This window comes from Chthonobacter rhizosphaerae (genome assembly GCF_013839525.1).
Lineage (GTDB): Bacteria > Pseudomonadota > Alphaproteobacteria > Rhizobiales > Pleomorphomonadaceae > Chthonobacter > Chthonobacter rhizosphaerae.
This window is the reverse complement of sequence record NZ_JACDIS010000010.1, coordinates 68509-91255: the sequence shown is the minus strand read 5'-3', so window position 1 is coordinate 91255 and position 22747 is coordinate 68509. Positions and strand designations below refer to the sequence as shown.

The window sequence follows — 22747 nt, the reverse complement described above, 5'->3', positions numbered from 1 at the left end:
GAAACAAAACGACAAAGATCCGCGGGCGAACCCTCAGAAGGAGCCGTCGACCGGACGGCCGATCGCTCGCGGACGAGTTCAGTGGGGCCTTTACATGCGCATTCTGAAAACCGTAGCCCTCGCCGCGACCGTTCTCGCCACCATCGTCGGCGCCGCCGCCGCCAAGGAGTGGACGAAGGTCCGGATCGGCACGGAAGGGGCCTATCCCCCGTTCAACTTCCAGGACGCCAACGGCGAACTGAAGGGCTTCGACATCGACATCGCCAAGGCGCTCTGCACCGAGATGAAGGTCGAGTGCGAGTTCGTCGTGCAGGACTGGGACGGCATCATCCCGGCTCTCCTCGCCGGCAAGTTCGACGCCATCATCGCGTCCATGTCGATCAACGAGGAGCGGAAGAAGTCCGTCGACTTCACCAACAAGTACTACAACACCCCGCCGGCCGTCGCCGTGCCGAAGGACAGCGAGGTCGCGGGCGTGACCGCCGAGGACCTGAAGGACCTCGCCGTCGGTGCCCAGTCCTCCACCACCCACTCCACCTATGCCGAGCAGTATCTCACGGAGAGCGACGTCAAGCTCTACCCGACCGCCGACGAGTACAAGCTCGACCTGGAGAACGGCCGCCTCGACGCGGTGGTGGACGACGTGGTCGTGCTGTCCGAGTGGATCAACTCGGAGGCCGGCGCCTGCTGCAAGATCGTCGGCACCATCACGCCGGTGAAGGAGATCCACGGCGAGGGCGCCGGCATCGCGCTGCGCAAGGAAGACACCGACCTCAAGGAGAAGTTCAACGCGGCCATCCAGGCGATCCGCCAGAACGGCACCTACGAGAAGATCAACAAGCAGTACTTCAACTTCGACGTCTACGGCGGCTGACGGGACCCGGGGCGTCGCGGTCATCGCGGCGCCCCATCGTCCCACCCGCCGGCGGGATCGCCTCGGGGAGCATACCGGCGAGCGCGCCCCCGATCCGGCGCGCGCTCGCGTTCCGCCCGGCCGCGCGCCCCTCCGGCGACCGGCGCCGTGGCGCGCCTCGACCCTGGCCGGAGCCGGAAGGCTCCGCGCCGTCCGGCCGCCGTGCCTCATCCGTCCCGCGCCCATCGTGGACAGGAAATACTCGATGAACGAATCCCTTGGCCTTCTCTCCTTCGGCCCCACGGGCTGGGGCGACGAGATCGCGTCCGGTGTGCTCGTCACCGTGTCGCTGGCCGGCGCCACCCTGCCGTTCGGGCTCGCCCTCGGCTTTCTGGTGGCGCTCGCCAAGACGTCGGAGGACGCTACGCTCCGGGCGGGCGCCAACATCTACACCACGCTGTTCCGCGGCCTTCCGGAACTCCTGACGCTCTTCCTCATCTACTACGGCGGCCAGATCGCCCTCTCCAGGCTCACCACCGCCCTCTACGGCCAGCCCACCGAGGTCAACGGCTTCGTGGCCGGCCTCATCGCCCTCTCGTTCGTCTTCTCGTCCTATGCGAGCGAGGTCTTCCTGTCCGCGTTCCGGGGCATCCCGTCCGGCCAGTATGAAGGCGCGAAGGCGCTCGGCCTCGGCCGGCTCTCCACCATGCGGCTCGTCATCCTGCCGCAGCTGGTCCGCCTCGCCCTGCCGGGCCTCTCCAACCTGTGGCTCATCCTCCTGAAGGACACGGCGCTCGTCTCGGTGATCGGCCTCAACGACATCCTGCGCAACACCAACGTGGCCGTCGGCAACACCAAGGAGCCGTTCCTGTTCTTCTTCGTCGCCTGCATGATCTATCTGGCGCTGTCGATCATCTCCTCCATCGGCATCGGCTTCGTGTCCGCCTGGGCCGAGCGTGGCCAGGAGACCCGCGCATGACCACCGCGACCTTGATGATCGAAGCCGCGCCGCCGCCTCCGAGCGTGCGCCGCCGCCATGGCGCCGCCCGTGTCGCCGGCGTCGCGCTGCTCGCGCTCTGGACCGTCCTCGGCGTCGGCATCGTCTGGCTGCTCGTCAGCGGCTGGGACGCCGAGATGGTCGAGCGCTACATGCCGCGCATCCTGGAGGGCGTGCTGACGACGCTGAAGCTCGTCGGCCTGTCGCTGGTGATCGGCGCGGTCCTGTCGATTCCGGTCGCGATCGGCCGCCTGTCCCGGAACCCGATCGCGGCGCCCATCGCGTTCGGCTACTCCTATTTCTTCCGCGGCACGCCGCTCCTGGCGCAGACCTTCCTCGTCTACTACGGCGCCGGCCAGTTCGTCGGCTTCTTCCGCGACATCGGCCTCTGGTGGTTCTTCCGTGACGCCTTCAACTGCGCGGTGCTCACCTTCGCGCTCAACACGGCCGCCTACCAGGCCGAGATCCTGTCCGGCGCGATCCGGTCGGTGCCGCGCGGCCAGTGGCAGGCGGCCCAGGCGCTCGGCGTCTCCCGCATGGTCACGCTCACCAGGATCATCGTCCCGCAGGCCCTCATCACGGCGCTCCGTCCCTACGGCAACGAGGTGGTGCTGATGATCAAGGGCTCGGCCATTGCCTCCATCATCACCGTCCTCGATCTGATGGGGCAGACGCGCTACGCCTTCTCCAAGACCTACGACATGCAGGTCTATCTCTGGGCGGCCATCCTCTATCTCGTGATGGTGGAGATCCTGCGCCGGGTCTGGGACGTCCTGGAGCGCCGCCTCACCCGACACCTGCGTCGGGCCGACTGAGCGAACGGATCCGGCGATCGGGTTCGACGGTCGGGGTCGGCCGTCCGGACCTGTCGGGCAAGGTCGCGGTGGCCGCGGCCTTCCTCGGGGCCGGGACGTCAGGCGTTCGGGCCGGCCGACCTCGCCGCTCGATCTCAGGACGTGCTCTCCGGACCAACGGTCCGGTCGGTGCCCGGCGCGAGGGCGGACAGGAGCCGCAAGACCACCACGCGCGCCGGCAGGACCGTGAAGGCCACGAAGTAATCATGCCCGGTCACCGACAGCTCGCGGGTCGCGGTCACGCGGCCGATCTCGCCACGGAAGGGGTTGTCCGCCAGAAGGCCGACTTCGTCCGCAACCCTATCGAAGAGGTGCATCGCGGCTTCCTGGTTGCGTTCGGCAGCCACAACCGCAATTGCACTGACGAAATCGGCACGTGCCAGTTCTGTCCACTCGATGACCACCATCAGGCCTCGGCCTTTCCGATCACGGTGGCAACGTGCGTCAGCACATCGGCGTGGTTGTGAAGTGCGGGCTTGTCCGGCGCTTCCATCATGCTCAGAGCGCGTCGTATCTCTATTCGCGCCCACTTGTCGTGCCGGTCCGAAGCCCGGCGGAATTCATCCGATCCTCTTTCCTTCATCGACTTGCCCCCGCAATCGTCAAAGGTATGGGTTCAATGTAGCTGGAAAAGCAGCTAAAGCAACTATACGAATGAAAGATGTAGCACAATTAACATAACATTTTTCAATACAATATACCCGCTAAAGTAGAAAAAGCCGCGCCCGCCCGCATATGGCGGGCGGGCGCGGCCGGTCCGGAAGGGAATGTCGCTTACGGGCAGACGACCGCGTACGGACGGCCGTAGCTGTCGTAGGCCGTGCAGTTGCGCGGAGCCGTCGCGCCGGCCACCGCAGCGCCGCCGATGCCGCCCGCCACGGCGCCGATGGCCGCCCCGCGGCCGCCGCCGGCCAGCGCGCCGACCGCGGCGCCGCCCAGAGCGCCGACGCCCGCGCCGGTGGTCACGCGCTGCTGCGTGGCCGTCTGACCCTGGCAACCGGCAAGACCCATGCCCAGAGCAACAACGACAAGCATCTTCTTCATACTTTCCTCCGTTCGGCGTCTCGCCGTATAGGTGCGCTCACGATCGGACGGTGATGGGGCCGCCTTGCCTCCGCCGGATCGGCATCGAAAAGGGACTCTGGTACGCGTCGTCTCGCATCACAAACGCCGAGTGCGCCGCAAAGTTCTCGCTACCTTCGTCGTCGCGGTCAATCGGTCAGGAACAGGTCCACAGGTGAAAACGTCGTAACGTCGATCAATCCCATGTCAGAAATGCGCAATTCCGGAATGACGACGAGCGCCAGCAGCGAGTGCTGCATGTAGGCGTTGTTGAGCCGGCATCCGCACGCCTCCATGGCCTTCACCACCCGCTCGGCCTTCGCGGCCACGATCTCGGCGCGCTCGTCCGACATCAGCCCGGCGATGGGCATCTCCACCAGCGCCAGCTCCTTGCCCTCGGAGATCACCACCACGCCGCCGCCGATCTCCGCCAGCCGGTTCGCCGCCTGGGCCATGTCGGCCTTGGAGGTGCCGACCACGATCATATGGTGGCTGTCGTGCGCCACCGTGGAGGCGATGGCGCAGGGCTTCACGTAGCCGAACCCCTTCACGAAGGCGTTCACCACGCCGCCCGTGCCCTTGTGCCGCTCGACGAGCGCGATCTGGCAGACGTCCTCGGCCGGGTCGCCCACGGCGAGGCCGTCCTCCACCGGCAGCGTCGCCGTCAGCGCCTTGGTGGGCGCCTGGTTCTCGATCACGCCGATGACCCGCGCCGTCACCGAATTGCGGCCGCTCGGCGCCTTGATGTCGAAGGCGTCGGCCGTCATCCGCCGGCCGAGCTTCACCGTCCGCTTCACCGCGTCCGGGTAGGCGTAGGCGGGCACGTCGGCGGTCAGCCGACCGTTCTCCGCCAGCACCCGGCCGCGCGCCACCACCAGGTCGATCGGCAGGGCCACGAGATCGGACGAGATCACCAGGTCCGCCCGCCGGCCCGGCGTGATGGAGCCGATCTCCCGCTCCAGGCCGAAGTGCTGGGCGGTGTTCAGCGTCGCCATCTGGATGGCGATCACCGGCGGGCAGCCCTGGGCGATCGCGTGCCGCACCACCCGGTCCACATGCCCGTCGTTGACGAGCGTGCCCGAATGGCTGTCGTCCGTGCAGAGGATGAAGCTGCGCGGGTCGAGGCCGAGCTCCGTGATGGCCTTGATCTGGGCCGCCACGTCGTACCACGCCGAGCCGAGCCGCAGCATCGGCCGCATGCCGAGCCGGGCGCGCGCCACCGCGTCCTCCAGCCGCGTCCCCTCGTGGTCGTCCGCGGGGCCGCCGGCCACGTAGCCGAGGAAGTTCCGGCCGAGGTCGAAGGCCGCGTAGTGCCCGCCCACGGTCTTGCCGGCATCCATGGTGTGGGCCATCTCGGCCAGCATCTTCGGGTCGCCGGCCACCACGCCCGGAAAGTTCATCATCTCGCCGAGGCCGATGATGCCCGGCCAGCCCATGGCCTCCGCCACGTCCTCCGGCTCGATGGAGGCGCCCGGCGTTTCCAGGCCCGGGGCCGACGGCACGCAGGAGGGCACCTGCACGTAGACGTTCACCGGCAGCGTCAGCGCCTCGTCGTGCATCAGCCGCACGCCCGGAAGGCCGAGCACGTTGGCGATCTCGTGCGGGTCGATGAACATGGAGGTGGTGCCGTGCGGGATCACCGCCCGGGCGAACTCGGTCACGGTCACCATGCCGCTCTCCACGTGCATGTGGCCGTCGCAGAGGCCGGGCAGCATGTATCGCCCGTCCGCCTCGATCACGGTCGTCTCCGGGCCGATCGCATAGGAAAGGTCGGCCGCCACCGCCGCGAACCGCCCGGCGGCGATCGCCACGTCGGTGCCGGGCAGGATCTCGCGGGTGTGCACGTTCACCCAGCGGCCGCCGCGCACCACCATGTCCGCCGGCGCCCGGCCGGTCGCCACGTCGATGAGGCGCGCCGCCGATCGGGCCCAACTCGCCATCTGCGTCATCCGGCCATCTCCCTGTTCGTCTGTCGATCGCGAACCGTATCCCGCCGGGCTCGCCTCGCGGAAGGGTCTTGCCGGACGGATTCACCCTCGAGGCGGTACCCTGACAAGTCGGCTCCGACCCGCTAAGAACAGACCGAAAGCCGAAAAGGGGAGACACCAGCCATGGCCAAGGTCGCGTTTCTGGGTTTGGGCGTCATGGGTTATCCCATGGCCGGGCATCTGTCGGCGCGCGGCGGGCACGAGACGCGCGTCTACAACCGCACCACCGCGAAGGCGGAGGCCTGGGTGGGCCAGTTCGGCGGCGGCCATGGCCGCACCCCGGCCGAGGCGGCGGACGGCGCCGAGTTCGTCTTCTCCTGCGTCGGCAACGACGACGACCTCCGGCAGGTCACGATCGGGGAGGGCGGCGCCTTCTCGTCCATGGCGCCGGGCTCCGTCTTCGTCGACCACACCACCGCGTCCGCCAAGGTCGCGCGCGAGCTTCACGCCGCCGCGGCCGAGCGCGGCATCCACTTCCTCGACGCGCCGGTCTCCGGCGGGCAGGCGGGCGCGGAGAACGGCGTCCTCACCGTCATGGTGGGCGGCGACGCGGACGCCTACGACCGGGCCGAGCCGGTGATCCGCTCCTTCGCCCGCATGGTCGGCCTGATGGGCCCGTCCGGCGCCGGCCAGCTCACCAAGATGGTCAACCAGATCGCCATCGCGGGCCTCGTCCAGGGCCTGTCGGAGGCCATCGCCTTCGCCAAGGCGGCCGATCTCGACGTGGAGAAGGTGATCGGCGTCATCTCCAAGGGCGCCGCCCAGTCCTGGCAGATGGAGAATCGCTGGAAGACCATGGACGCCGGCCAGTTCTCGTTCGGCTTCGCGGTCGACTGGATGCGCAAGGATCTCGGCATCGTCCTCGACGAGGCGAAGACCAACGGCGCGCGCCTGCCGGTCACCGCCCTCGTCGACCAGTTCTACGCCGACGTCCAGGCCCTCGGCGGCAACCGCTGGGACACGTCCAGCCTCATCGCCCGCCTCGTGCCGGCGAAGACGGCCTGACGCCCCGACCCGCACCAGGGCGCCGCGGTCCGGCGGCGGCCCTTTCCCCCACGGAGCGTCCCCGAGGAGCGTCCTCATGTCCGACAAGGCCTGGCCCACCGAGATCCGCCTCTCGCCCGACAAGCGCACCCTGACGGTCGCCTTCGACGACGGGAAGAGCTTCGCCATCCCGGCGGAGCTCCTGCGCGTCCGCTCGCCGTCCGCCGAGGTTCAGGGCCACGGCCCCGGCCAGCGCCAGACCGTGCCCGGCAAGCGCGAGGTGCAGATCCTCGCCGTCGAGCCGGTCGGCTCCTACGCGGTCCGGCTTCGGTTCGACGACATGCACGACACCGGGATCTACCCCTGGGACCTCCTGCGCGACATGGGCGAGCGGCAGGACGCCCTCTTGGCCGAATACGTCGCCGAGCTCGACGCCAAGGGCATGAGCCGGGAACGGCGCAAGCGCTGACCGGTCGTTATCCGGCTCGAGGTTCTGAAAATTCAAAGCGGACGCGATTCCTCCCTTCAGGGGTTTGGCGAAGGCCAAGGTGGAGCAGGCCCGTGACTGCGGAAGGGGGTCCGGCCGAAGGCCGGGGGAGGGGTCGTCTTTTTCCGTCCAGCAACACGTTTTGGTCGTCGTCGAGCAACACGACAGCCAACCAAAAAGACGACCCCTTCCGGCCCTTCGGGCCACCTTCCCCTGAGGGGAAGGATATGATCGCCCTTCCGGTGATCGCCCTGAACAGGCGCCCATCAGCCTGGAACTTGCCTATCGCAAACGAAAAAAGGGACCGGCTTCCACCGGTCCCCTTCGCATGTCTATCGCCCCGCCTCAGCGGACCACGATCACCTTGGTGCCGACGCCGACCTGCTCGTAGAGGTGCGCCACGTCGTCGTTCGTCATGCGGATGCAGCCGGACGACACCGCCTGGCCGATGGTCCAGGGCTCGGCCGTCCCGTGGATGCGGTAGATCGTGGAGCCGAGATACATGGCGCGCGCGCCCAGCGGGTTATCCGGGCCGCCCGGCATGTGATAGGGCAGGTCCGGCTGGCGCTTGCGCATGGCCGGCGGCGGCGTCCAGCCCGGCCACTCCGCCTTGCGGGTGATCGAGTGGGTGCCGGCCCAGGTGAAGCCCGGCCGGCCGACGCCGATGCCGTACTTCAGCGCCTTGCCGTCGCCGAGCACGTAGTAGAGCCGGCGCTCCTCGGTGTTCACCACGATCGTGCCCTTCTTGTAGGGCCCGTCGTAGGTGATGACTTCCCGCGGCACCGGATTGGCGGTCTGCCGGCTCGGTTTCAGCTTGATGACTTGGAACGACCCGGTGGCGGGGTCGTAGAAGCGCTTGGTGGCCGCCTCCTCGGCGCCGGCGGTGCCGGCAGCCGAAAGGGCCAGGAGACAAGCGCCGGCCGCGGTGGAAATGAGCTTGCGCATGGCGGGTCGGACCAGACTCTCGGACGAGTGAAAACACGGTTCAGCGGCGCGCGTGGCCCCGACGGGTCGCCCCTTCGCGGATGACGTCTGTCCGGTTCACGTGGATCGCCGCTTCGCCCTCACGTTGGGGTCCTGCTGGTTACCGATTCAACAACGATCCGCCGTCCTCAACAGATCTGCGCGGGGATCCGCATCCGTTGTTGCGGTGGTGCAACATGGTTGACGCTTCCACCCCCACCGCGCCGGCCTGATCATCCTGCTCGCCGCTGTCGCGCACGAACTTTTGCCGAATCACCGGCGGGCCGGGCGGTCGCCAACGCGGCACCGCCCGGTTCCTACCTCAACCGAGGTTCAAAGCCTGGAAGAAGTCGTTGCCCTTGTCGTCCACCACGATGAAGGCCGGGAAGTCGACGACGTCGATCTTCCACACGGCTTCCATGCCAAGTTCTGCAAATTCAACCACTTCCACGTGCTTGATGCAGTCCTGCGCGAGGCGCGCGGCCGGCCCGCCGATGGAGCCGAGGTAGAAGCCGCCGTACTTCTGGCAGGCGTCCCGGACGGCCTTCGACCGGTTGCCCTTGGCGAGCATCACCATGGAGCCGCCGGCGGCCTGGAACTGGTCCACGTAGGCGTCCATCCGGCCGGCGGTGGTGGGGCCGAAGGATCCCGACGCATAGCCCGCCGGCGTCTTCGCCGGGCCGGCGTAGTAGATCGGGTGATTCTTGAAATAGTCCGGCAGCGGCTGGCCGCTCTCCAGCCGCTCGCGCAGCTTGCCGTGGGCGAGGTCGCGGGCGACGATCAGCGGCCCGGTCAGCGACAGCCGCGTCTTGATCGGATAGGCGGACAAGGTCCGCAGGATCTCGCTCATGGGCCGGGTGAGGTCCACCTTCACCACGTCGCCGCCGAGCGCCGTCTCGTCGATCTCCGGCAGGTAGCGGGCCGGATTGTGCTCCAACTCCTCCAGGTAGACGCCGGTCTTCGTGATCTTGCCCAGCGCCTGCCGGTCCGCCGAGCAGGAGACGCCGATCCCGATCGGCAGCGACGCGCCGTGCCGGGGCAGGCGGATCACCCGCACGTCGTGGCAGAAATACTTGCCGCCGAACTGCGCGCCGACGCCCGTCGCCTGGGTCGCCTTGAAGATCTCCTCCTCGAAGGCGAGGTCGCGGAAGGCGTGCCCCTGCTCGGACCCCTGGGTCGGCAGGCCGTCCAGGTAGCGCGTGGACGCGAGCTTCACCGTCTTCAGGTTCATCTCCGCCGAGGTGCCGCCGATCACGATCGCCAGGTGATAAGGCGGGCAGGCGGCGGTCCCCAGCGTCAGGATCTTCTCCTTGATGAAGGCCAGCATCCTGTCGTGGGTCAGCAGCGAGGGCGTGCCCTGGAACAGGAAGGTCTTGTTCGCCGACCCGCCACCCTTGGCGATGTAGAGGAACTTGTAGGCGTCCTCGCCCTCCGCGTAGATGTCGATTTGCGCCGGCAGGTTGTTGCGGGTGTTCCGCTCCTCGAACATGGAGAGCGGCGCCAGCTGGCTGTACCGCAGGTTCTTCTTCAGATACGCGTCGATCACCCCGCGCGAGATCGCCTGCTCGTCCCCGCCCTTGGTCCAGATCCGCCGGCCCTTCTTGCCCATCACGATGGCGGTGCCCGTGTCCTGGCACATGGGCAGCACGCCGCCGGCCGCGATGTTGGCGTTCTTCAGGAGGTCGTAGGCCACGAACTTGTCGTTGGAGGTCGCCTCCGGGTCGTCCAGGATCTTGGTCAACTGCGCCAGATGGCCGGGCCGGAGCAGGTGGTTGATGTCGATGAAGGCCGCCTCCGCCAAGAGCCGCAGCGCCTCTGGTTCCACCTTCAGGATCTCCTCGCCCTCGAACGTGGTCGTCGACACGTGGTCGCCGGTCAGCTTGCGATAAGGCGTGGCGTCGGGCGCGAGCGGAAAGAGGCCGGTATCGACGAGGGGCTCGGACATGGGCTTGGCTGGCTCCGGAGGGTGGAGGAACGGCGCCTGAAGCGTCGGGATGGATCCGGGTTTAATCCCATTGCCGCAGTGCGCCAAGACGGCCGGTGCACGACCTTCGGCGCAGGTCGGCGCGCCGCGCCGCCAGGATCGATCCCACATCGCCGCTTCGGGATTGGCGTCTCGCTGCCGAGACGCCATATGCTGGAGGTCATCGACGTTCGGGAGCCTCGCCGCGTTGTCCGTGATCCGCGCGATCTGCCTGCGACTGCTTCTTGTCTTCGTGGCGTTCGGCACCGGGATCGCGCCGGCCCATGTCCACGCGAGCCCCGGTGGTCCGGCCTGCCCGCATCGGTTGGTCACGACGGTCTCGAGCGCGGAGGCCCACCACGACCACGGCGCGGCCCACGCTGTCGGAAGCGTCGATCATGGGTTCCAAGCGGGAATGGCCGTCGACGCGGCGGCGGTCGCCCTCGAAACCGGTCCGGATGCGGCCGGTCCGGACGCGACCGGCCCCGCCGACCCGTGCGCCACCGCCTGCGTCTGCGCCATCTGCCTCACGGTTCCGATTCTCCCCGGCGCGTCCGACGAGACGGCGCCGGAGCGCCTGCGCGTCGGTCCGGCGCTCGTCAGCGTTCCGCTCGGAACCGAGCTCGACCGGCCGGACCCGCCCCCTCGATCCTTGGCTTGACGACCATGCCAGCCTGACCGCTGGCCACCCTGTCGGACCATCATCGAGGAAAACCCCCATGACCATCATCAAGGTCGTCACCGCCGGCGCGCTCGCGCTCGGCCTCGCTCTCTCGCCCGCCGTCGCCCAGATGAAGCACGGCGGCCACGACATGCACGGCGCCTCAGGCGGCGCCATGCCCATGGACCCGTCCGCCATGCCACACGGCGGCCAGGGCGCTGGCCAGATGCCCGGCATGGGCGCGCCGAAGGGCGACGACGGTCCGTCCTCCCGGGCGTTCCGGGAGGCGAACGCCAAGATGCACGCCGCCATGGACATCGAGTATTCCGGCGATCCGGACGTCGATTTCGTTCGAGGCATGATCGCCCATCACGAGGGCGCCATCGACATGGCCCGCATCCTCCTGCAGTACGGCAAGGACCCGGAGAACCGCGCCCTCGCCGAGACCGTCATCAAGGCCCAGGAGGCGGAGGTCGCCGCCATGCGCGCCTGGCTGAAGGCCAAGGGTCTGGAGTGACCCGTCCGGCCGGCGGAACCGCCGCCGGCATCTAGGCGCGAGGCGCGGCCGACGGGTCGCGCCTCACGTCATCCGCGCCTCATGTCATCTCGGAGAGGAGGATGCTCGTCTCCGACAGGGACACGCCCCGGACCGCGCGGATGTCATGCAGCGTCCGGTCCAGGCTGATGAGATCGGCCGCGTTGATCTCCACCACGAAGTCCCAGCGGCCGTTGGTGGAGTGGATGCGCGCGATGTCCGGCAGCCGCTTCAGCGCGGCGATCACCGCCTTCGTGTCGGCGGAGCGCACCTCCAGCGACGTGATCGCCCGGATCCGCCCGGCCTCCACGTCGCCGCGCACCCGCACGGTGAACCCGAGGATGACCCCGGCTTCGACCAGCTTGTCGATCCGGTTCTGCACCGTGCCCCGGCTGACTCCGAGCCGCCGGGCCAGCGTCGCCGCCGGCAGGCGGGCGTCGTCCCTCAGTTCGGCGATCAACCGTCGGTCCGTCTCGTCCAGCTCCATCGGTCACCTGTCAGCCGTCTCTGGCGAAACGTCAGAAACCTGAGCGATATGCAGCACACTGCTGGCTTTTGGTTGCCGCCGTCAAGCCTCACCCTCTGCTTCCAGTGAGATGCGCCAACGGGAGCGGGGCGGGGATGACGAAGCACGACGGTGGGTTTCCGAACGGGTTCCGCGAGAGCCGGATCAGCCTCCTCGGCATCCCGTCCGAGCGCGGCGCGGGCACGGCCGGCACGCTGATGGGCCCCGCCGCGCTGCGCACAGCGGGCCTTCCCGCCTGCCTCGCGGACCTCGGCTACATCGTCCACGACAAGGGCGACATGTCGGCGCCGGCTCCGGTGGAGCCCGCGATGGATCCGATCGCGGCCGCCCGTTGTCGGAACCTCGCCGACATCACCGCCTGGACGCGTGCCATCCACGACGCGGCTTACGAAATGGCCCGGTCCGGCGGCGTTCCGGTCTTCATGGGCGGCGATCATTCGCTGTCCATGGGAACGATCTCGGGCGTCGCCCGCGCTTGCCGCGACGCCGGACGGGAGCTCGCCGTGCTCTGGCTCGACGCGCACGCCGACTACAACACGCCCGACACCACACCGTCCGGGAACATGCACGGCATGGCGCTCGCCTATCTGTCCGGCGACCCCAGCCTCGCCCCCTTGTCCGGCGACGCCGGCCACGTGCCGATCGCGCCCGACTCGATCTCGCTGTTCGGCGTCCGCTCGGTCGACCGGGAGGAGCGCCGCGCCCTCGCCGAGCACGGCGTCGAGGTGGTGGACATGCGCCAGATCGACGAGGAGGGCATCGTCGCGCCGCTCCGCCGGATTCTCGACCGGCTGAAAAAGCGCAATGTTCACTTGCACGTCAGCTTCGACGCCGACTTCCTGGACCCGGCCCTGGCGCCCGGCACCGGCACCGCCGTGATGGGCGGCGCCACCTACCGGGAGGCGCACCTAGTCATGGAGATGATCCACGACAGCGGCCTTCTCGGCTCCCTCGACCTCGTCGAGCTCAATCCTTTTCTCGACGAGCGCGGCCGCACCGCCCGCCTCGTCGCCGACCTCACGGCCAGCCTCTTCGGCCTCACCGTCCTCCATCGCCAGCCGGCCTGAACGGAGTTTTTCACCATGACCCTCCACGCCAAGGACTTTATTCAAATCGAGCACCGGCTGGGCGCCCACAACTACAAACCGCTTGATGTGGTGCTGACCCGCGGCGAGCGGGTCTGGGTCTGGGACGTGGACGGCAACCGCTACCTCGATTGCCTCTCCGCCTATTCGGCCGTGAACCAGGGCCACTGCCACCCGAAGATTCTCGCCGCCATGGTGGAGCAGGCCGGCAAGCTGACCCTGACCTCCCGCGCCTTCCGGTCCGACCAGCTGGCGCTTTTCTACGAGGAACTCGCCGCCCTCACGGACAGCCACAAGGTCCTGCCCATGAACTCCGGCGCGGAGGCGGTGGAAACCGCCGTCAAGGCCGTCCGCAAGTGGGGCTACGAGGTCAAGGGCGTGCCGGAGAACCAGGCGGAGATCATCGTCTCAGCCGACAACTTCCACGGCCGCACCCTCGGCATCGTGTCCTTCTCCACCGATCCTGACGCCCGCGGCGGCTTCGGCCCGTTCACGCCCGGCTACAAGGTGGTGCCGTTCGGCGACGCCGACGCGCTGGAGGCCGCCATCACGCCCAACACGGTCGCCTTCCTGGTGGAGCCGATCCAGGGCGAGGCGGGCGTCATCATCCCGCCGACCGGCTATTTCAAGCGCGTCCGCGAGATCTGCACGGCCAACCGCGTCACCCTCATCCTCGACGAGATCCAGACCGGCCTCGGCCGCACCGGCAAGCTCCTGGCCGAGGAGCACGAGGGCATCGTGGCGGACGTGACCCTCGTCGGCAAAGCCCTGTCCGGCGGCTTCTATCCGGTCTCGGCGGTGCTCTCCAACACGGATGTCCTCGGCACCCTGCAGCCCGGCCAGCACGGCTCCACCTTCGGCGGCAACCCGCTCGCCTGCGCGGTCGCCCGGGCGGCCCTGAAGGTGCTGGTGGAGGAGGGCATGATCGAGAACTCCGCCCGCCTCGGCGACTATTTCCGGACCGAGCTCCAGGGCCTGCGCTCCAACCTCGTCAAGGAGGTGCGCGGCCGCGGCCTGATGCTGGCCGTCGAACTCCATCCGGAAGCCGGCGGCGCCCGCCGGCATGTGGAGGCGCTGAGGGCGAAGGGCGTGCTCGCCAAGGACACCCACGGCCACACCATCCGCATCGCCCCGCCGCTCGTCATCACCCGCGACGAGGTGGACTGGGCGCTGGACCGGATCCGCGAGGTGCTGACCGCCGCCGCGTGACGACGCCGGGGCGGCCCGAAACGCCAGCCGGCGGAGCCACTTGCATGTGGCTCCGCGTCTCTGCCGGGTCGCCCGTCCGGGAACCAGCCGACTCCTCCATCGTTCACCGGACTGACAAGCCGGCCCGAGCCGGCGCGCACCGGAGAGGGAGTCGGCCATGCGCATCCACCATCTCAACTGCGGCTGCATGTGCCCGATCGGCGGCGCCCTGTTCGACGGCCGCTCCAGCGGTCCGACCGCCTGCCTGGTCTGCCACTGCCTTCTCATCGAGACGGACGACGGCCTCGTGCTCGTCGACACCGGTTTCGGCGTCGACGACGTCCGCCGGCCCGACCGGCTGAGCGGGCTCTTCCGCACCATGAACAACATCAAGCTCGACCGGCGCTACACGGCGCTCGGCGAGGTCGAGCGCCTGGGCTTCAGCGCCGCCGACGTGCGCCACATCGTGCTCACCCACCTGGATTTCGACCACGCGGGCGGCCTCTCGGATTTCCCGCATGCCCGTGTGCACGTGATGGCCGACGAGCTCCAATCGGCGGAGCACGCCCAAGGCTTCGTCGGCAAGCGCCGCTACCGGCCGGACCAGTGGGCCTCCACCACCGAGTGGCGCACCTACCGGGCGGACGGCGAGACCTGGATGGGCTTCCCCGCCGTCCGCGACCTGCAGGGCCTGCCGGCCGACATCCTGTTCATCCCGCTCGCCGGCCACACGGCCGGTCATGCCGGCGTGGCGGTTCGGACGGACGGCCGCTGGCTGCTGCACGCCGGCGACGCCTACTTCTTCCACGGCGAGGTGCATGGCTCCGAGCGCACCTGCCCGCCGGGCATGCGCGCCTACCAGGACATGATGAACGTCGACAAGGACGCCCGGCTTGCCAACCAGGTGCGGCTGCGCGCGCTCGCCAACGACCCGTCCGCCGAGGTCACCGTGTTCTGCAGCCACGACGCCGGGGAGCTCCACATCCTCGGCGGCCAGCCGGCCGAGGAGTCCGTGCTGGCGCGCCACTGAACGCCGCCGGTTGGAGCGCTTTCCTGGAGCATTCTCCCATCGACCAGATCGTGCAACCCGGTCGGAGATCGATCTAGCGCCCGCGCCGCACCCGATCGTCGAAGACGAGGCCGGTCTCCACCGCCTTCAGGCCGAACCTGGCGCGCACGCTGTCCATGGCGCGCTCCGCCGCCGCCTTGCGGGTGGCGCCGGGATCGACCAGGTCCGCCGGGTCGGCGAGCCGGGAGCCTTCCAGTTCGGAGATCTGCACGCCGATCAGCCGGTACTTGGGCCCGGCGGGCTCCCGGCCGAGGAGATCGTCCGCGGCCGCGAAGATCCGGTCCGCCAGCTGGGTCGGGTCGGCCAGCGTCCGCGACCGTGTGGCGGTCTTGAAGTCCTGCGTCTTCAGCTTCAGCGTCACCGTCCGACCCGCCATGTCGAGCGCCTTCAGGCGCGCCGCGACCTTCTCCGACAGCCGCCGGAGAATGGGCCGCAGATCCTGCAGGGAGGCGAGATCGTCGTCGAACGTCGTCTCCGCGCCGACGCTCTTGCGCTTGGACGTCGGGTCCACCCGGCGGTCGTCGTCGCCGCGCGACAGCTTCGCGAGCCGCAACCCCATGGCGCCGTACCGCCGGGCGAGATCGGTCACCGCCATGCCCTGGAGGTCGCCGACGGTGCGGATCCCGTCCGCCGCCAGCTTGGCCGAAAAGGCCGCGCCGACGCCCCAGATGGTGGTTACCGGGCGCGGCGCCAGGAAGGCGGCGGCCTCCTCGGCGCCGATCACCGAGAAGCCGCGCGGCTTGTCGAGGTCGGAGGCGATCTTGGCCAGGAACTTGTTCGGCGCCAGCCCGACCGACACGGTAATGCCGATCTCGCTCTCCACCCGGCGGGCGAAGCGCGCGAGCGTCAGCGCCGGAACGGCCCTGTGCAGCCGTTCCGTGCCGGTCAGGTCGAGGAAGGCCTCGTCGATGGAGAGCGGCTCCACGAGCGGCGTCAGGTCGAGCATCATCCGCCGCACGTCGCGGCCGACGGCGGCGTACTTCTCCATGTTCGGCTTGATCACCACGGCGTCGGGACAGAGCTTCAGCGCCTTGAACATCGGCATGGCCGATCGCACGCCGCTGATCCTCGCGATGTAGCAGCAGGTGGCCACCACCCCGCGCTTGCCGCCGCCCACGATGAGCGGCTTGTCGGCGAGAGACGGGTCGTCCCGCTTCTCGATCGCCGCGTAGAAGGCGTCGCAGTCCACATGCGCGATGGAGAGCCGCGACAGCTCCGGATGGCGCGCGAGACGAGGGCTGCCGCATCCCTGGCAGCGTCGCTCCGAGGCTCGGAGCGGCGCGAGGCAGTCCCGGCAGAATCCCTCGGCGGCTCTGGCGTCGACCGACGGGGAGGGGGCGGTGTCCGCGGTCACGGGACGGCGTCCTCGGCAGGGCTGCTGGGTCAGGAGGGCCGATCGTGCCTGAACGTCAGCGCCGCCGCAATCGCGTCGGCGTTGTCGCGCGCGACCGCGCCGGTCGGCCGGAAGGCGCAGTCCTCCAGTCCCGCCCGGGTGTCGAGCCCCCGGGCCATGGCGGCCGCGTGGACGGCCCAGAAGCCCGCGTCGAGACCGTGGGCGAGGATCGGCAGCCGGATGCCGCGCTGGTCGGCGCGGGCGAGCGTCGCCTCGAACACCGCGATCGCGTCGGCCGGATCCTGCTCGTTGATCTCCATCAGGAGCCGCAGGCACCGCCCCGCGTCCTTGTGGGCGGCGAGGCGGTCCACGTCGGCGGGCGACCACACGCCGGCCTCCACGCCGATGCCGCCCGCCAGCGCCAGCGAGATCACCTCGGCGGAGTCCGGCTCGATCAGGTTGACCGAGACATAGTCCGGCAGCACGGTCCAGCGGCGGATGGCGTCGTGGCGGGCCTCGCCTCCGGGCGCGATCCACCGGCCGGTGGAGACGCCGACCGGCGTTCCCGGCACCGCCCGCCGCACCGCCTCGAGGGCCGGCGCGATCACGGCCGGGTCGAGGCTTTCCCGGTCGGCCGCGTCGCGCGGGTGGATATGCAGGCACGCGGCACCGGCCTCGACGGCGGCCGCCGCGGCGCGGGCGAGTTCGGCCGGCGTGCATGGCACGGCCGGGTGGAAGCGGCGGGACCGACCGCCGTTGAGAGCCGCCTGGATCATGGAGCCTCGTTCCGATCGAGCCTGGGAAGGGGAGGGCATCATCGCCCGTTCTCCTGTCAGTTCGGGTCAGGAGAAGTCTTCGGTGTCCGGCGACAGCACATGGCGCGCGGCCGCCACCATGACCGGCCGGATCGACCGGGAAGCCGCGAAGGCGAGCAGGAGGGACTCGTCCTCGAGGTAAAATTCGAGTACGCCGGTAAGAAAACCCGGTTCCTGGGCGGCCGCCCGGATGTCGCCGGGCCCGATTCCGGACAGGGCGAGGAAGCGGCCGAGCGCTTCCGGGTCCTGCACCAGGAACTGAAGGCCGGAGATGGCAATTTCCTCCGCGTCTTCGCGGGATAAACGGTTAATTTTCCGCATCGGTCCGACCGTTTGCGTTTACGTAAGGAATCCGGAGTAGCTTGCTGCACATATCATGAAGAGAGACGGCGGGCATTGTCGCCGTCGTTTCGCGGCCGGAAGACGAGATAGCGGCGGCCACTGCCAGTGGAAAGAGGCGGAATAGGTCCGATGCGTCCGGGATGGACCGGAGGCGGTGCGTATACAGCCAACAAGCCCGGCAACTCGGGCGGAAGAGCGGATGCATGGCGAAGACGGTTCTCATCGTCGAGGACAACGAGCTCAACATGAAGCTCTTCCATGATCTTCTGGAAGCGCATGGCTACCAGACGATTCAGACCCGCAACGGCATAGAAGCGCTCGACCTGGCGCGAGCCCACAAGCCCGACCTGATCCTCATGGACATCCAGCTGCCGGAAGTCTCCGGCCTGGAGGTCACCAAGTGGATCAAGGAGGACGACGACCTGCGCGCGATCCCGGTGATCGCCGTCACGGCCTTCGCCATGAAGGGAGACGAGGAGCGCATCCGCCAGGGCGGGTGCGAGGCCTACATCTCCAAACCCATCTCCGTCTCCAAGTTCCTGGAGACGGTGCGTGCGTATCTCGGAGAGGGATGAGAGTCGCAGAGCCATGACAGCGCGCGTCCTCGTCGTCGACGACATCCTCGCGAACGTGAAGCTGCTCGAAGCCCGGCTGTCGGCCGAGTATTTCGACGTGCGCACCGCCACATCCGGCCAGGAGGCGCTGGACATCCTGGACCGGTCGCCCTGCGACATCGTCCTCCTCGACGCCATGATGCCCGGCCTCGACGGGTTCGAGACCTGCCGCCGCATCAAGAACAGCCCGCTCCTGATGCACATCCCGGTCATCATGGTGACGGCGCTCGACCAGACGTCCGACCGGGTCCGCGGCCTGGAGGCCGGGGCGGACGATTTCCTCACCAAGCCGGTCAGCGACCTCGCGCTGATCACCCGGGTGAAGAGCTTCGTGCGTCTGAAGATGCTGACCGACGAGCTGCATCTGCGCGCCCGCCAGGGCAGCGTCGGCGTGGAGGACCGTTTCAGCCTCGCCGATCTCACCCGCAACGAGCCCGGCCGCGTGCTGGTGGTGGACGACCGCGCGTCCTCGTCGGAGCGCATCGCCCAGGGCCTGGCGAGCGAGAACCGGGTGGACGTGGAGGCCCTGCCGCAGGAGGCGCTGTTCCGCGCCGCGGAGGGCAACTACGACCTCGTGATCGTCAGCATCTCGCTCGCCGACTATGACGCGCTGCGCCTCTGCTCCCAGCTCCGGTCGCTGGAGCGCACGCGCATGCTGCCGATCCTGCTCGTCGCCGAGCCGGAGGACAACGCGCGGCTCCTGCGCGGCCTCGACCTCGGCGTGAACGACTATCTCGTCCGTCCCATCGACCGGCAGGAGCTGCTCGCCCGCGCCCGCACCCAGGTGCGCCGCAAGCGCTACACGGACAAGCTTCGCGACAGTGTCGCCCACACCATGGAAATGGCCGTGATGGACAGCCTCACCGGGCTGCACAACCGCCGTTACCTGGAAAGCCACCTGTCCACGCTGGTGGAGCAGTCGATCGCCCGCGGGCGCGAGCTGTCCGTCCTCGTGGTGGACATCGACCACTTCAAGTCCGTGAACGACACCCACGGCCACGACGCCGGCGACGACGTGCTGCGCGAATTTGCCCGCCGGGTGCGCAAGAACGTGCGCGGCATCGACCTCGCCTGCCGGTTCGGCGGCGAGGAGTTCGTCATCGCCATGCCGGAGACGGACGGCGAACTCGCCCGCATGGTGGCCGAGCGCCTCCGGCAGCGGATCGCCGGCGAGCCGTTCCGGATCGCGGGCGGCGCCAAGCAGCTGAACGTCACGATCTCCATCGGTCTCGCCTCCCTGGACGGCGCCGGCGAGACGCCCGAGGCCATGCTGAAGCGCGCGGACCTCGCCCTCTACCAGGCGAAGCGCGAAGGCCGGAACCGGGTGGTGGCCGCGGCGGCCTGAGCCCGCCGACGGACGACCATCTCGCCGCGCCGGGACCGCCGCGCAGGCATTCGCGCGGCGAGCCCGCGGCGCCGATCGGACGCCCCGCAGGCCGTCCATCGCGTTTACCTTAATCTTTCACTAAAATTGGATCGAGTTAGCCTCAAAACCTACGCTGGCATTGTTCTTTTCGCTCGCCGAATCTAGGTTGGGACCATGAAGACGCAGACGCCGCGACGAAGTTCTCTTCGAAACGGCTCTGTTCTTTAGAAGGTCCCCGCGGTTCGCTCAGGTCCGCCGCATCTCCTGAGTCCGTGGGGCAGGTCCGGTCGGTTGCGGGAAGAGTGGCCTCCTCGTTGATCCGCAACCGACCGGCCACTCCTTGTTCGTACGGCGCGCCGCCATCGCGTCGTCCGGATCTCAGGTCCGTCATGCTCCTGATCGAAAAGCCCCGACGCCATGCGGGGCTTTTCTTTTTCACTCGTGGATCGTGTAGCTGCCGAGCTCACAGAGGTTCTGGGTGTCGAGCGTCGTGTCCAGGTCGGAATCCTCCGAGAACACGAACTTCATGTCGTAGTCGCAAACGTCGCGCCCGTCCGCGATGGTGATCTCGACCTGCTCGCCCGGTCCGAGGACGTTCTTTCCGAAGACGTCCTCCTCCCAATTCTCGACGTTGCTAGGAGAGGTGTAGAACTCCGTCAAGGTGGAGTTCGTACCGTTGATCAGCGTGAAGACGAGATCTTCGGCCTTTGCCGAAGACGCAGCCAACCATGTCGCGCCCGCAAGGGCGGCGATTATCGTGACATGCCTCATGGAAGCCCCCTTTAACCGTTCCAGGCATTTCCCGCCCCCGCGGGCGCCCGTGTTAATGCTCGCCGTTCCGCTCAGCGGAGCGCCACATGGTCGTTGTAGACGACGAAATGGGAGACCGAGCAGTAGTCGACATCCTCGTCGAAGTAAGTCCCGTCCGAGAACTTGATCCGGGTCGGGATCGTGCACGGTCCGGTGTCGTAGCCGAAATCGAGTTCGAACGTCTCACGGGTCTTGATGCGGGCGCTGAGCCAGTTCGAACTCCACTCGCCATTCTCAAGAGTGAAGAAGTCCGTCACCGCGGCGTCCGACCGATTCTCGATGGTAAATTTCCAGCTGCCGGCGAGCGCCGTCGAGCCGACCGCGCACAGCAGCGCGGCCGCGACAAAGGCCGCGCCAGTCCTGATCTTCGCGTTCATTCTTTCCCCCTGCGAACGGAGCGCCCGACTCGCTGCAGAGCGCCCCAGACACGGAATCGTATTTTGACGAAGGGAAGAATTGCAACAGAAATGGTCGGAATTACCGGCATCCGCCGGACCGTCCCCAGTTCGCATCTGCGCGGGAAGCGTGCTTGCCCAGTCGATGCACCGGGCAACAAAAAAGCCGCCTCGCGGCGGCTTCTTCGATCCGAGCGGGCGTCAGCGCCTCACTTGATCTTGGCTTCCTTGAAGTCGACGTGCTTCTTGGCGACCGGGTCGTACTTCTTCATGGTCAGCTTCTCGGTCATCGTACGGCTGTTCTTCTTCGTCACGTAGAAGTAGCCGGTGTCGGCGGTCGAGACGAGCTTGATCTTGATGGTCGTCGCCTTGGCCATGGCGCCCTGGTCCTTGTGTCATGCGAAAATGGGGACGGCCGTCACGGCCGGACGCCGCCGGTGGGCGGTGTCTGATCGGCCGGCAACCTAGTCGAAACCGGCCGAATGTCAAGAAAGCAAAGGCCGATACCCCCGTCAGGCGTTGCGGTTCGACGTGGTGGCGATGCGCCAGACCGCAAGGGCCGTGTAGGCGGCGAGGATCGTCGCCTCCACCACCGCCAGCCCGTGCGGGTTCCAGGCGTCCATGCCGGCGCCCACCAGGGCCGGGCCGACCAGCATGCCGAGGGCGTACATGAACACGAAGCCCGCGTTGGCGGCGGCGAGGTCCGAGCCCTTCAGCCGGGCGCCGAGATGGACGAGGCCGACCGTGTAGAGGCCCGCGACCACGCCGCCCCAGACGGTCAGCAGCCCGAACGTCAGCCACTTGTCGTCCGCCACCGTGGGCAGGAGCGCCATGCCGACGGTGGCGATCGCCGCGATCACGGCGAGGAGCTTGCGCCGGTCCACCCGGTCGGCGAGGAGCCCGAGCGGGATCTGCGACACCACGTTGCCGATCGCCACCGCCGACACCATCAGGGCGGCGTCGGCCGTGTCGTAGCCGAGCCTGAGGCCGTAGAGCGCGATGAAGCCCAGGATGCCGCTGTCGGTGGCCCCGAACGTGAAGCCCGCAAAGGTGGCGAGCGGAACGAGCGTCAGATAGCGCAGGAAGTTGCCGCGCGGCTTCTCCTCCATGGGCGGATTGGCCCTGAGGGCGAAGAGCACCGGCACCGCCGACAGGCCGAGCACCATCGTGCCGAGGGCGAACGGCATGAAGCCCTCCGTCCCGACAAGCCCCAGCACGGCCGGGCCGACCGAGAAGCCGAGCGACAGCACGGTCGCGTAGATGCCGAGGATCAGGCCGCGCTTGCCGTCCGGCGCCAGGGCGTTGATCCAGAACTCCGACAGGACGAACGCCATGGTGATCGCGCCGTGGAAGACGAAGCGGAGCGGGAACCACATCCACAGGTCCGACGCCAGGAAGAACAGCGGAAAGGCCGCCGTCGCGACGAGGAGCGCAAGGAGAAGGAGCTGCGCGGCGCCGACCGCGCGGGCGAACCGCGCCACGAAGGGCGTCACCGCCAGCGCCGCCACGCCGGCCATGGCCGTGTTGATGCCGATCGCCGACGACGAGATGCCGCGCGACTCCAGCACGATCGCCAGCAGCGGCAGGCCGAGACCGAGCGACGTGCCGACCGCCGTGGTCGCGCCGATCGCGGCGGCGATGCCGAGGCGGCGGGTGCTGTCCAGGGTGTCTGCGGGAACGGCGGTCATGGTCACGTCCGATGCATGCGAAGAACGCGGGCGGGACCCGAATCCCGCGGAAGCTGCATACGCCAGAAGTTCGTCCCCGCTGTCAAACGCCGCCGGCGTGTCCCGCGCGCCGCGGTGGATCAGCCATGCGCGATCTGAGGCTCGGCGGTCGTTGCGTTCGGCGCGGCCT

General features: G+C 68.6%; 25 protein-coding genes. 12 read left to right on the top strand and 13 right to left on the bottom strand.

The window, feature by feature from the left end; genetic code table 11:
* Window positions 1-94: 94 nt before the first annotated feature.
* The 3 genes from HND91_RS17190 (at window position 95) to HND91_RS17180 (ending at window position 2665) form a co-directional block, all read left to right on the top strand.
* Window positions 95-874, top strand: a complete 780-nt coding sequence (locus HND91_RS17190; RefSeq protein ID WP_181707833.1) for an ABC transporter substrate-binding protein — start codon at window positions 95-97, stop codon at window positions 872-874.
* A 244-nt stretch (window positions 875-1118) separates the two neighbouring features.
* Complete coding sequence (locus HND91_RS17185) at window positions 1119-1832, top strand: ABC transporter permease (protein ID WP_181707832.1); 714 nt, start codon at window positions 1119-1121, stop codon at window positions 1830-1832.
* Window positions 1829-2665 carry an ABC transporter permease gene (locus HND91_RS17180; protein ID WP_181707831.1) on the top strand — a complete coding sequence of 279 codons (837 nt, stop codon included), beginning with the start codon at window positions 1829-1831 and terminating at the stop codon, window positions 2663-2665. The genes HND91_RS17185 and HND91_RS17180 overlap by 4 nt, the downstream gene beginning before the upstream one ends.
* Before the next feature lie 134 nt (window positions 2666-2799).
* Here HND91_RS17180 and HND91_RS17175 read toward each other — a convergent pair whose 3' ends face one another.
* From HND91_RS17175 to ade, 3 genes are all read right to left on the bottom strand, one after another.
* Window positions 2800-3111, bottom strand: a complete 312-nt coding sequence (locus tag HND91_RS17175; protein ID WP_181707830.1) for a type II toxin-antitoxin system RelE/ParE family toxin — start codon at window positions 3109-3111, stop codon at window positions 2800-2802.
* A 367-nt stretch (window positions 3112-3478) separates the two neighbouring features.
* Window positions 3479-3748 carry a bacteriocin gene (locus HND91_RS17170; RefSeq protein WP_181707829.1) on the bottom strand — a complete coding sequence of 90 codons (270 nt, stop codon included), beginning with the start codon at window positions 3746-3748 and terminating at the stop codon, window positions 3479-3481.
* Between the two features lie 167 nt (window positions 3749-3915).
* Window positions 3916-5715: an adenine deaminase gene (ade, locus tag HND91_RS17165; protein WP_181707828.1), complete on the bottom strand. Its 1800-nt coding sequence runs from the start codon at window positions 5713-5715 to the stop codon at window positions 3916-3918.
* 162 nt (window positions 5716-5877) lie between these two features.
* On the opposite strand from ade, the gene HND91_RS17160 reads away from it, so the two are divergent.
* Entirely contained in the window at window positions 5878-6759 is an 882-nt protein-coding gene (locus HND91_RS17160) for an NAD(P)-dependent oxidoreductase (protein ID WP_181707827.1), read from the top strand.
* 76 nt (window positions 6760-6835) lie between these two features.
* A complete protein-coding gene (locus HND91_RS17155; protein ID WP_181707826.1) occupies window positions 6836-7207 on the top strand; it encodes a gamma-butyrobetaine hydroxylase family protein in 372 nt (123 codons plus the stop codon).
* A gap of 363 nt (window positions 7208-7570) precedes the next feature.
* On the opposite strand, the gene HND91_RS17150 is transcribed toward HND91_RS17155, so the two are convergent.
* Together HND91_RS17150 and HND91_RS17145 are read right to left on the bottom strand one after the other, a co-directional pair.
* A complete protein-coding gene (locus tag HND91_RS17150; RefSeq protein WP_181707825.1) occupies window positions 7571-8170 on the bottom strand; it encodes a L,D-transpeptidase in 600 nt (199 codons plus the stop codon).
* A gap of 340 nt (window positions 8171-8510) precedes the next feature.
* The gene (locus HND91_RS17145; protein ID WP_181707824.1) at window positions 8511-10133 is read right to left on the bottom strand and encodes a fumarate hydratase; all 1623 of its coding nucleotides are present in this window, start codon (window positions 10131-10133) and stop codon (window positions 8511-8513) included.
* A gap of 433 nt (window positions 10134-10566) precedes the next feature.
* Here HND91_RS17145 and HND91_RS17140 point away from each other — a divergent pair, with 433 nt between their 5' ends.
* Together HND91_RS17140 and copM are read left to right on the top strand one after the other, a co-directional pair.
* A complete protein-coding gene (locus HND91_RS17140) occupies window positions 10567-10812 on the top strand; it encodes a hypothetical protein (protein ID WP_181707823.1) in 246 nt (81 codons plus the stop codon).
* A gap of 181 nt (window positions 10813-10993) precedes the next feature.
* Window positions 10994-11329 (top strand): CopM family metallochaperone, encoded by a 336-nt coding sequence (copM, locus tag HND91_RS17135; protein WP_425485484.1) that lies wholly within the window; start codon window positions 10994-10996, stop codon window positions 11327-11329.
* Window positions 11330-11408: 79 nt separating this feature from the next.
* Here copM and HND91_RS17130 read toward each other — a convergent pair whose 3' ends face one another.
* Window positions 11409-11834 carry an Lrp/AsnC family transcriptional regulator gene (locus tag HND91_RS17130; protein WP_181707822.1) on the bottom strand — a complete coding sequence of 142 codons (426 nt, stop codon included), beginning with the start codon at window positions 11832-11834 and terminating at the stop codon, window positions 11409-11411.
* Window positions 11835-11968: 134 nt separating this feature from the next.
* On the opposite strand from HND91_RS17130, the gene rocF reads away from it, so the two are divergent.
* The 3 genes from rocF (at window position 11969) to HND91_RS17115 (ending at window position 15176) form a co-directional block, all read left to right on the top strand.
* Window positions 11969-12940, top strand: a complete 972-nt coding sequence (gene rocF / locus HND91_RS17125; protein WP_181707821.1) for an arginase — start codon at window positions 11969-11971, stop codon at window positions 12938-12940.
* Between the two features lie 15 nt (window positions 12941-12955).
* Window positions 12956-14167 carry an ornithine--oxo-acid transaminase gene (gene rocD / locus HND91_RS17120; RefSeq protein ID WP_181707820.1) on the top strand — a complete coding sequence of 404 codons (1212 nt, stop codon included), beginning with the start codon at window positions 12956-12958 and terminating at the stop codon, window positions 14165-14167.
* A 157-nt stretch (window positions 14168-14324) separates the two neighbouring features.
* A complete protein-coding gene (locus HND91_RS17115) occupies window positions 14325-15176 on the top strand; it encodes an MBL fold metallo-hydrolase (protein ID WP_181707819.1) in 852 nt (283 codons plus the stop codon).
* A gap of 73 nt (window positions 15177-15249) precedes the next feature.
* Here HND91_RS17115 and HND91_RS17110 read toward each other — a convergent pair whose 3' ends face one another.
* From HND91_RS17110 to HND91_RS17100, 3 genes are all read right to left on the bottom strand, one after another.
* Window positions 15250-16569: a DNA polymerase IV gene (locus HND91_RS17110; protein WP_181707818.1), complete on the bottom strand. Its 1320-nt coding sequence runs from the start codon at window positions 16567-16569 to the stop codon at window positions 15250-15252.
* A gap of 29 nt (window positions 16570-16598) precedes the next feature.
* Window positions 16599-17324, bottom strand: coding sequence for a 3-keto-5-aminohexanoate cleavage protein (locus tag HND91_RS17105; protein ID WP_181707817.1), 726 nt, complete (start codon window positions 17322-17324; stop codon window positions 16599-16601).
* A 66-nt stretch (window positions 17325-17390) separates the two neighbouring features.
* The gene (locus tag HND91_RS17100; protein ID WP_181707816.1) at window positions 17391-17684 is read right to left on the bottom strand and encodes a DUF3572 domain-containing protein; all 294 of its coding nucleotides are present in this window, start codon (window positions 17682-17684) and stop codon (window positions 17391-17393) included.
* 224 nt (window positions 17685-17908) lie between these two features.
* On the opposite strand from HND91_RS17100, the gene HND91_RS17095 reads away from it, so the two are divergent.
* Together HND91_RS17095 and HND91_RS17090 are read left to right on the top strand one after the other, a co-directional pair.
* Window positions 17909-18280: a response regulator gene (locus tag HND91_RS17095; protein ID WP_181707815.1), complete on the top strand. Its 372-nt coding sequence runs from the start codon at window positions 17909-17911 to the stop codon at window positions 18278-18280.
* Window positions 18281-18293: 13 nt separating this feature from the next.
* Window positions 18294-19664: a PleD family two-component system response regulator gene (locus tag HND91_RS17090; RefSeq protein ID WP_181707814.1), complete on the top strand. Its 1371-nt coding sequence runs from the start codon at window positions 18294-18296 to the stop codon at window positions 19662-19664.
* A gap of 456 nt (window positions 19665-20120) precedes the next feature.
* Here HND91_RS17090 and HND91_RS17085 read toward each other — a convergent pair whose 3' ends face one another.
* The 4 genes from HND91_RS17085 to HND91_RS17070 form a co-directional block, all read right to left on the bottom strand.
* Window positions 20121-20456: a hypothetical protein gene (locus HND91_RS17085; RefSeq protein ID WP_181707813.1), complete on the bottom strand. Its 336-nt coding sequence runs from the start codon at window positions 20454-20456 to the stop codon at window positions 20121-20123.
* Between the two features lie 71 nt (window positions 20457-20527).
* Entirely contained in the window at window positions 20528-20872 is a 345-nt protein-coding gene (locus tag HND91_RS17080) for a hypothetical protein (protein WP_181707812.1), read from the bottom strand.
* A gap of 227 nt (window positions 20873-21099) precedes the next feature.
* On the bottom strand, window positions 21100-21267 hold the full coding sequence (gene rpmG / locus HND91_RS17075) for a 50S ribosomal protein L33 (RefSeq protein WP_181704055.1): 168 nt from the start codon (window positions 21265-21267) through the stop codon (window positions 21100-21102).
* Between the two features lie 135 nt (window positions 21268-21402).
* On the bottom strand, window positions 21403-22578 hold the full coding sequence (locus HND91_RS17070; protein WP_181707811.1) for an MFS transporter: 1176 nt from the start codon (window positions 22576-22578) through the stop codon (window positions 21403-21405).
* Window positions 22579-22747: the final 169 nt, after the last annotated feature.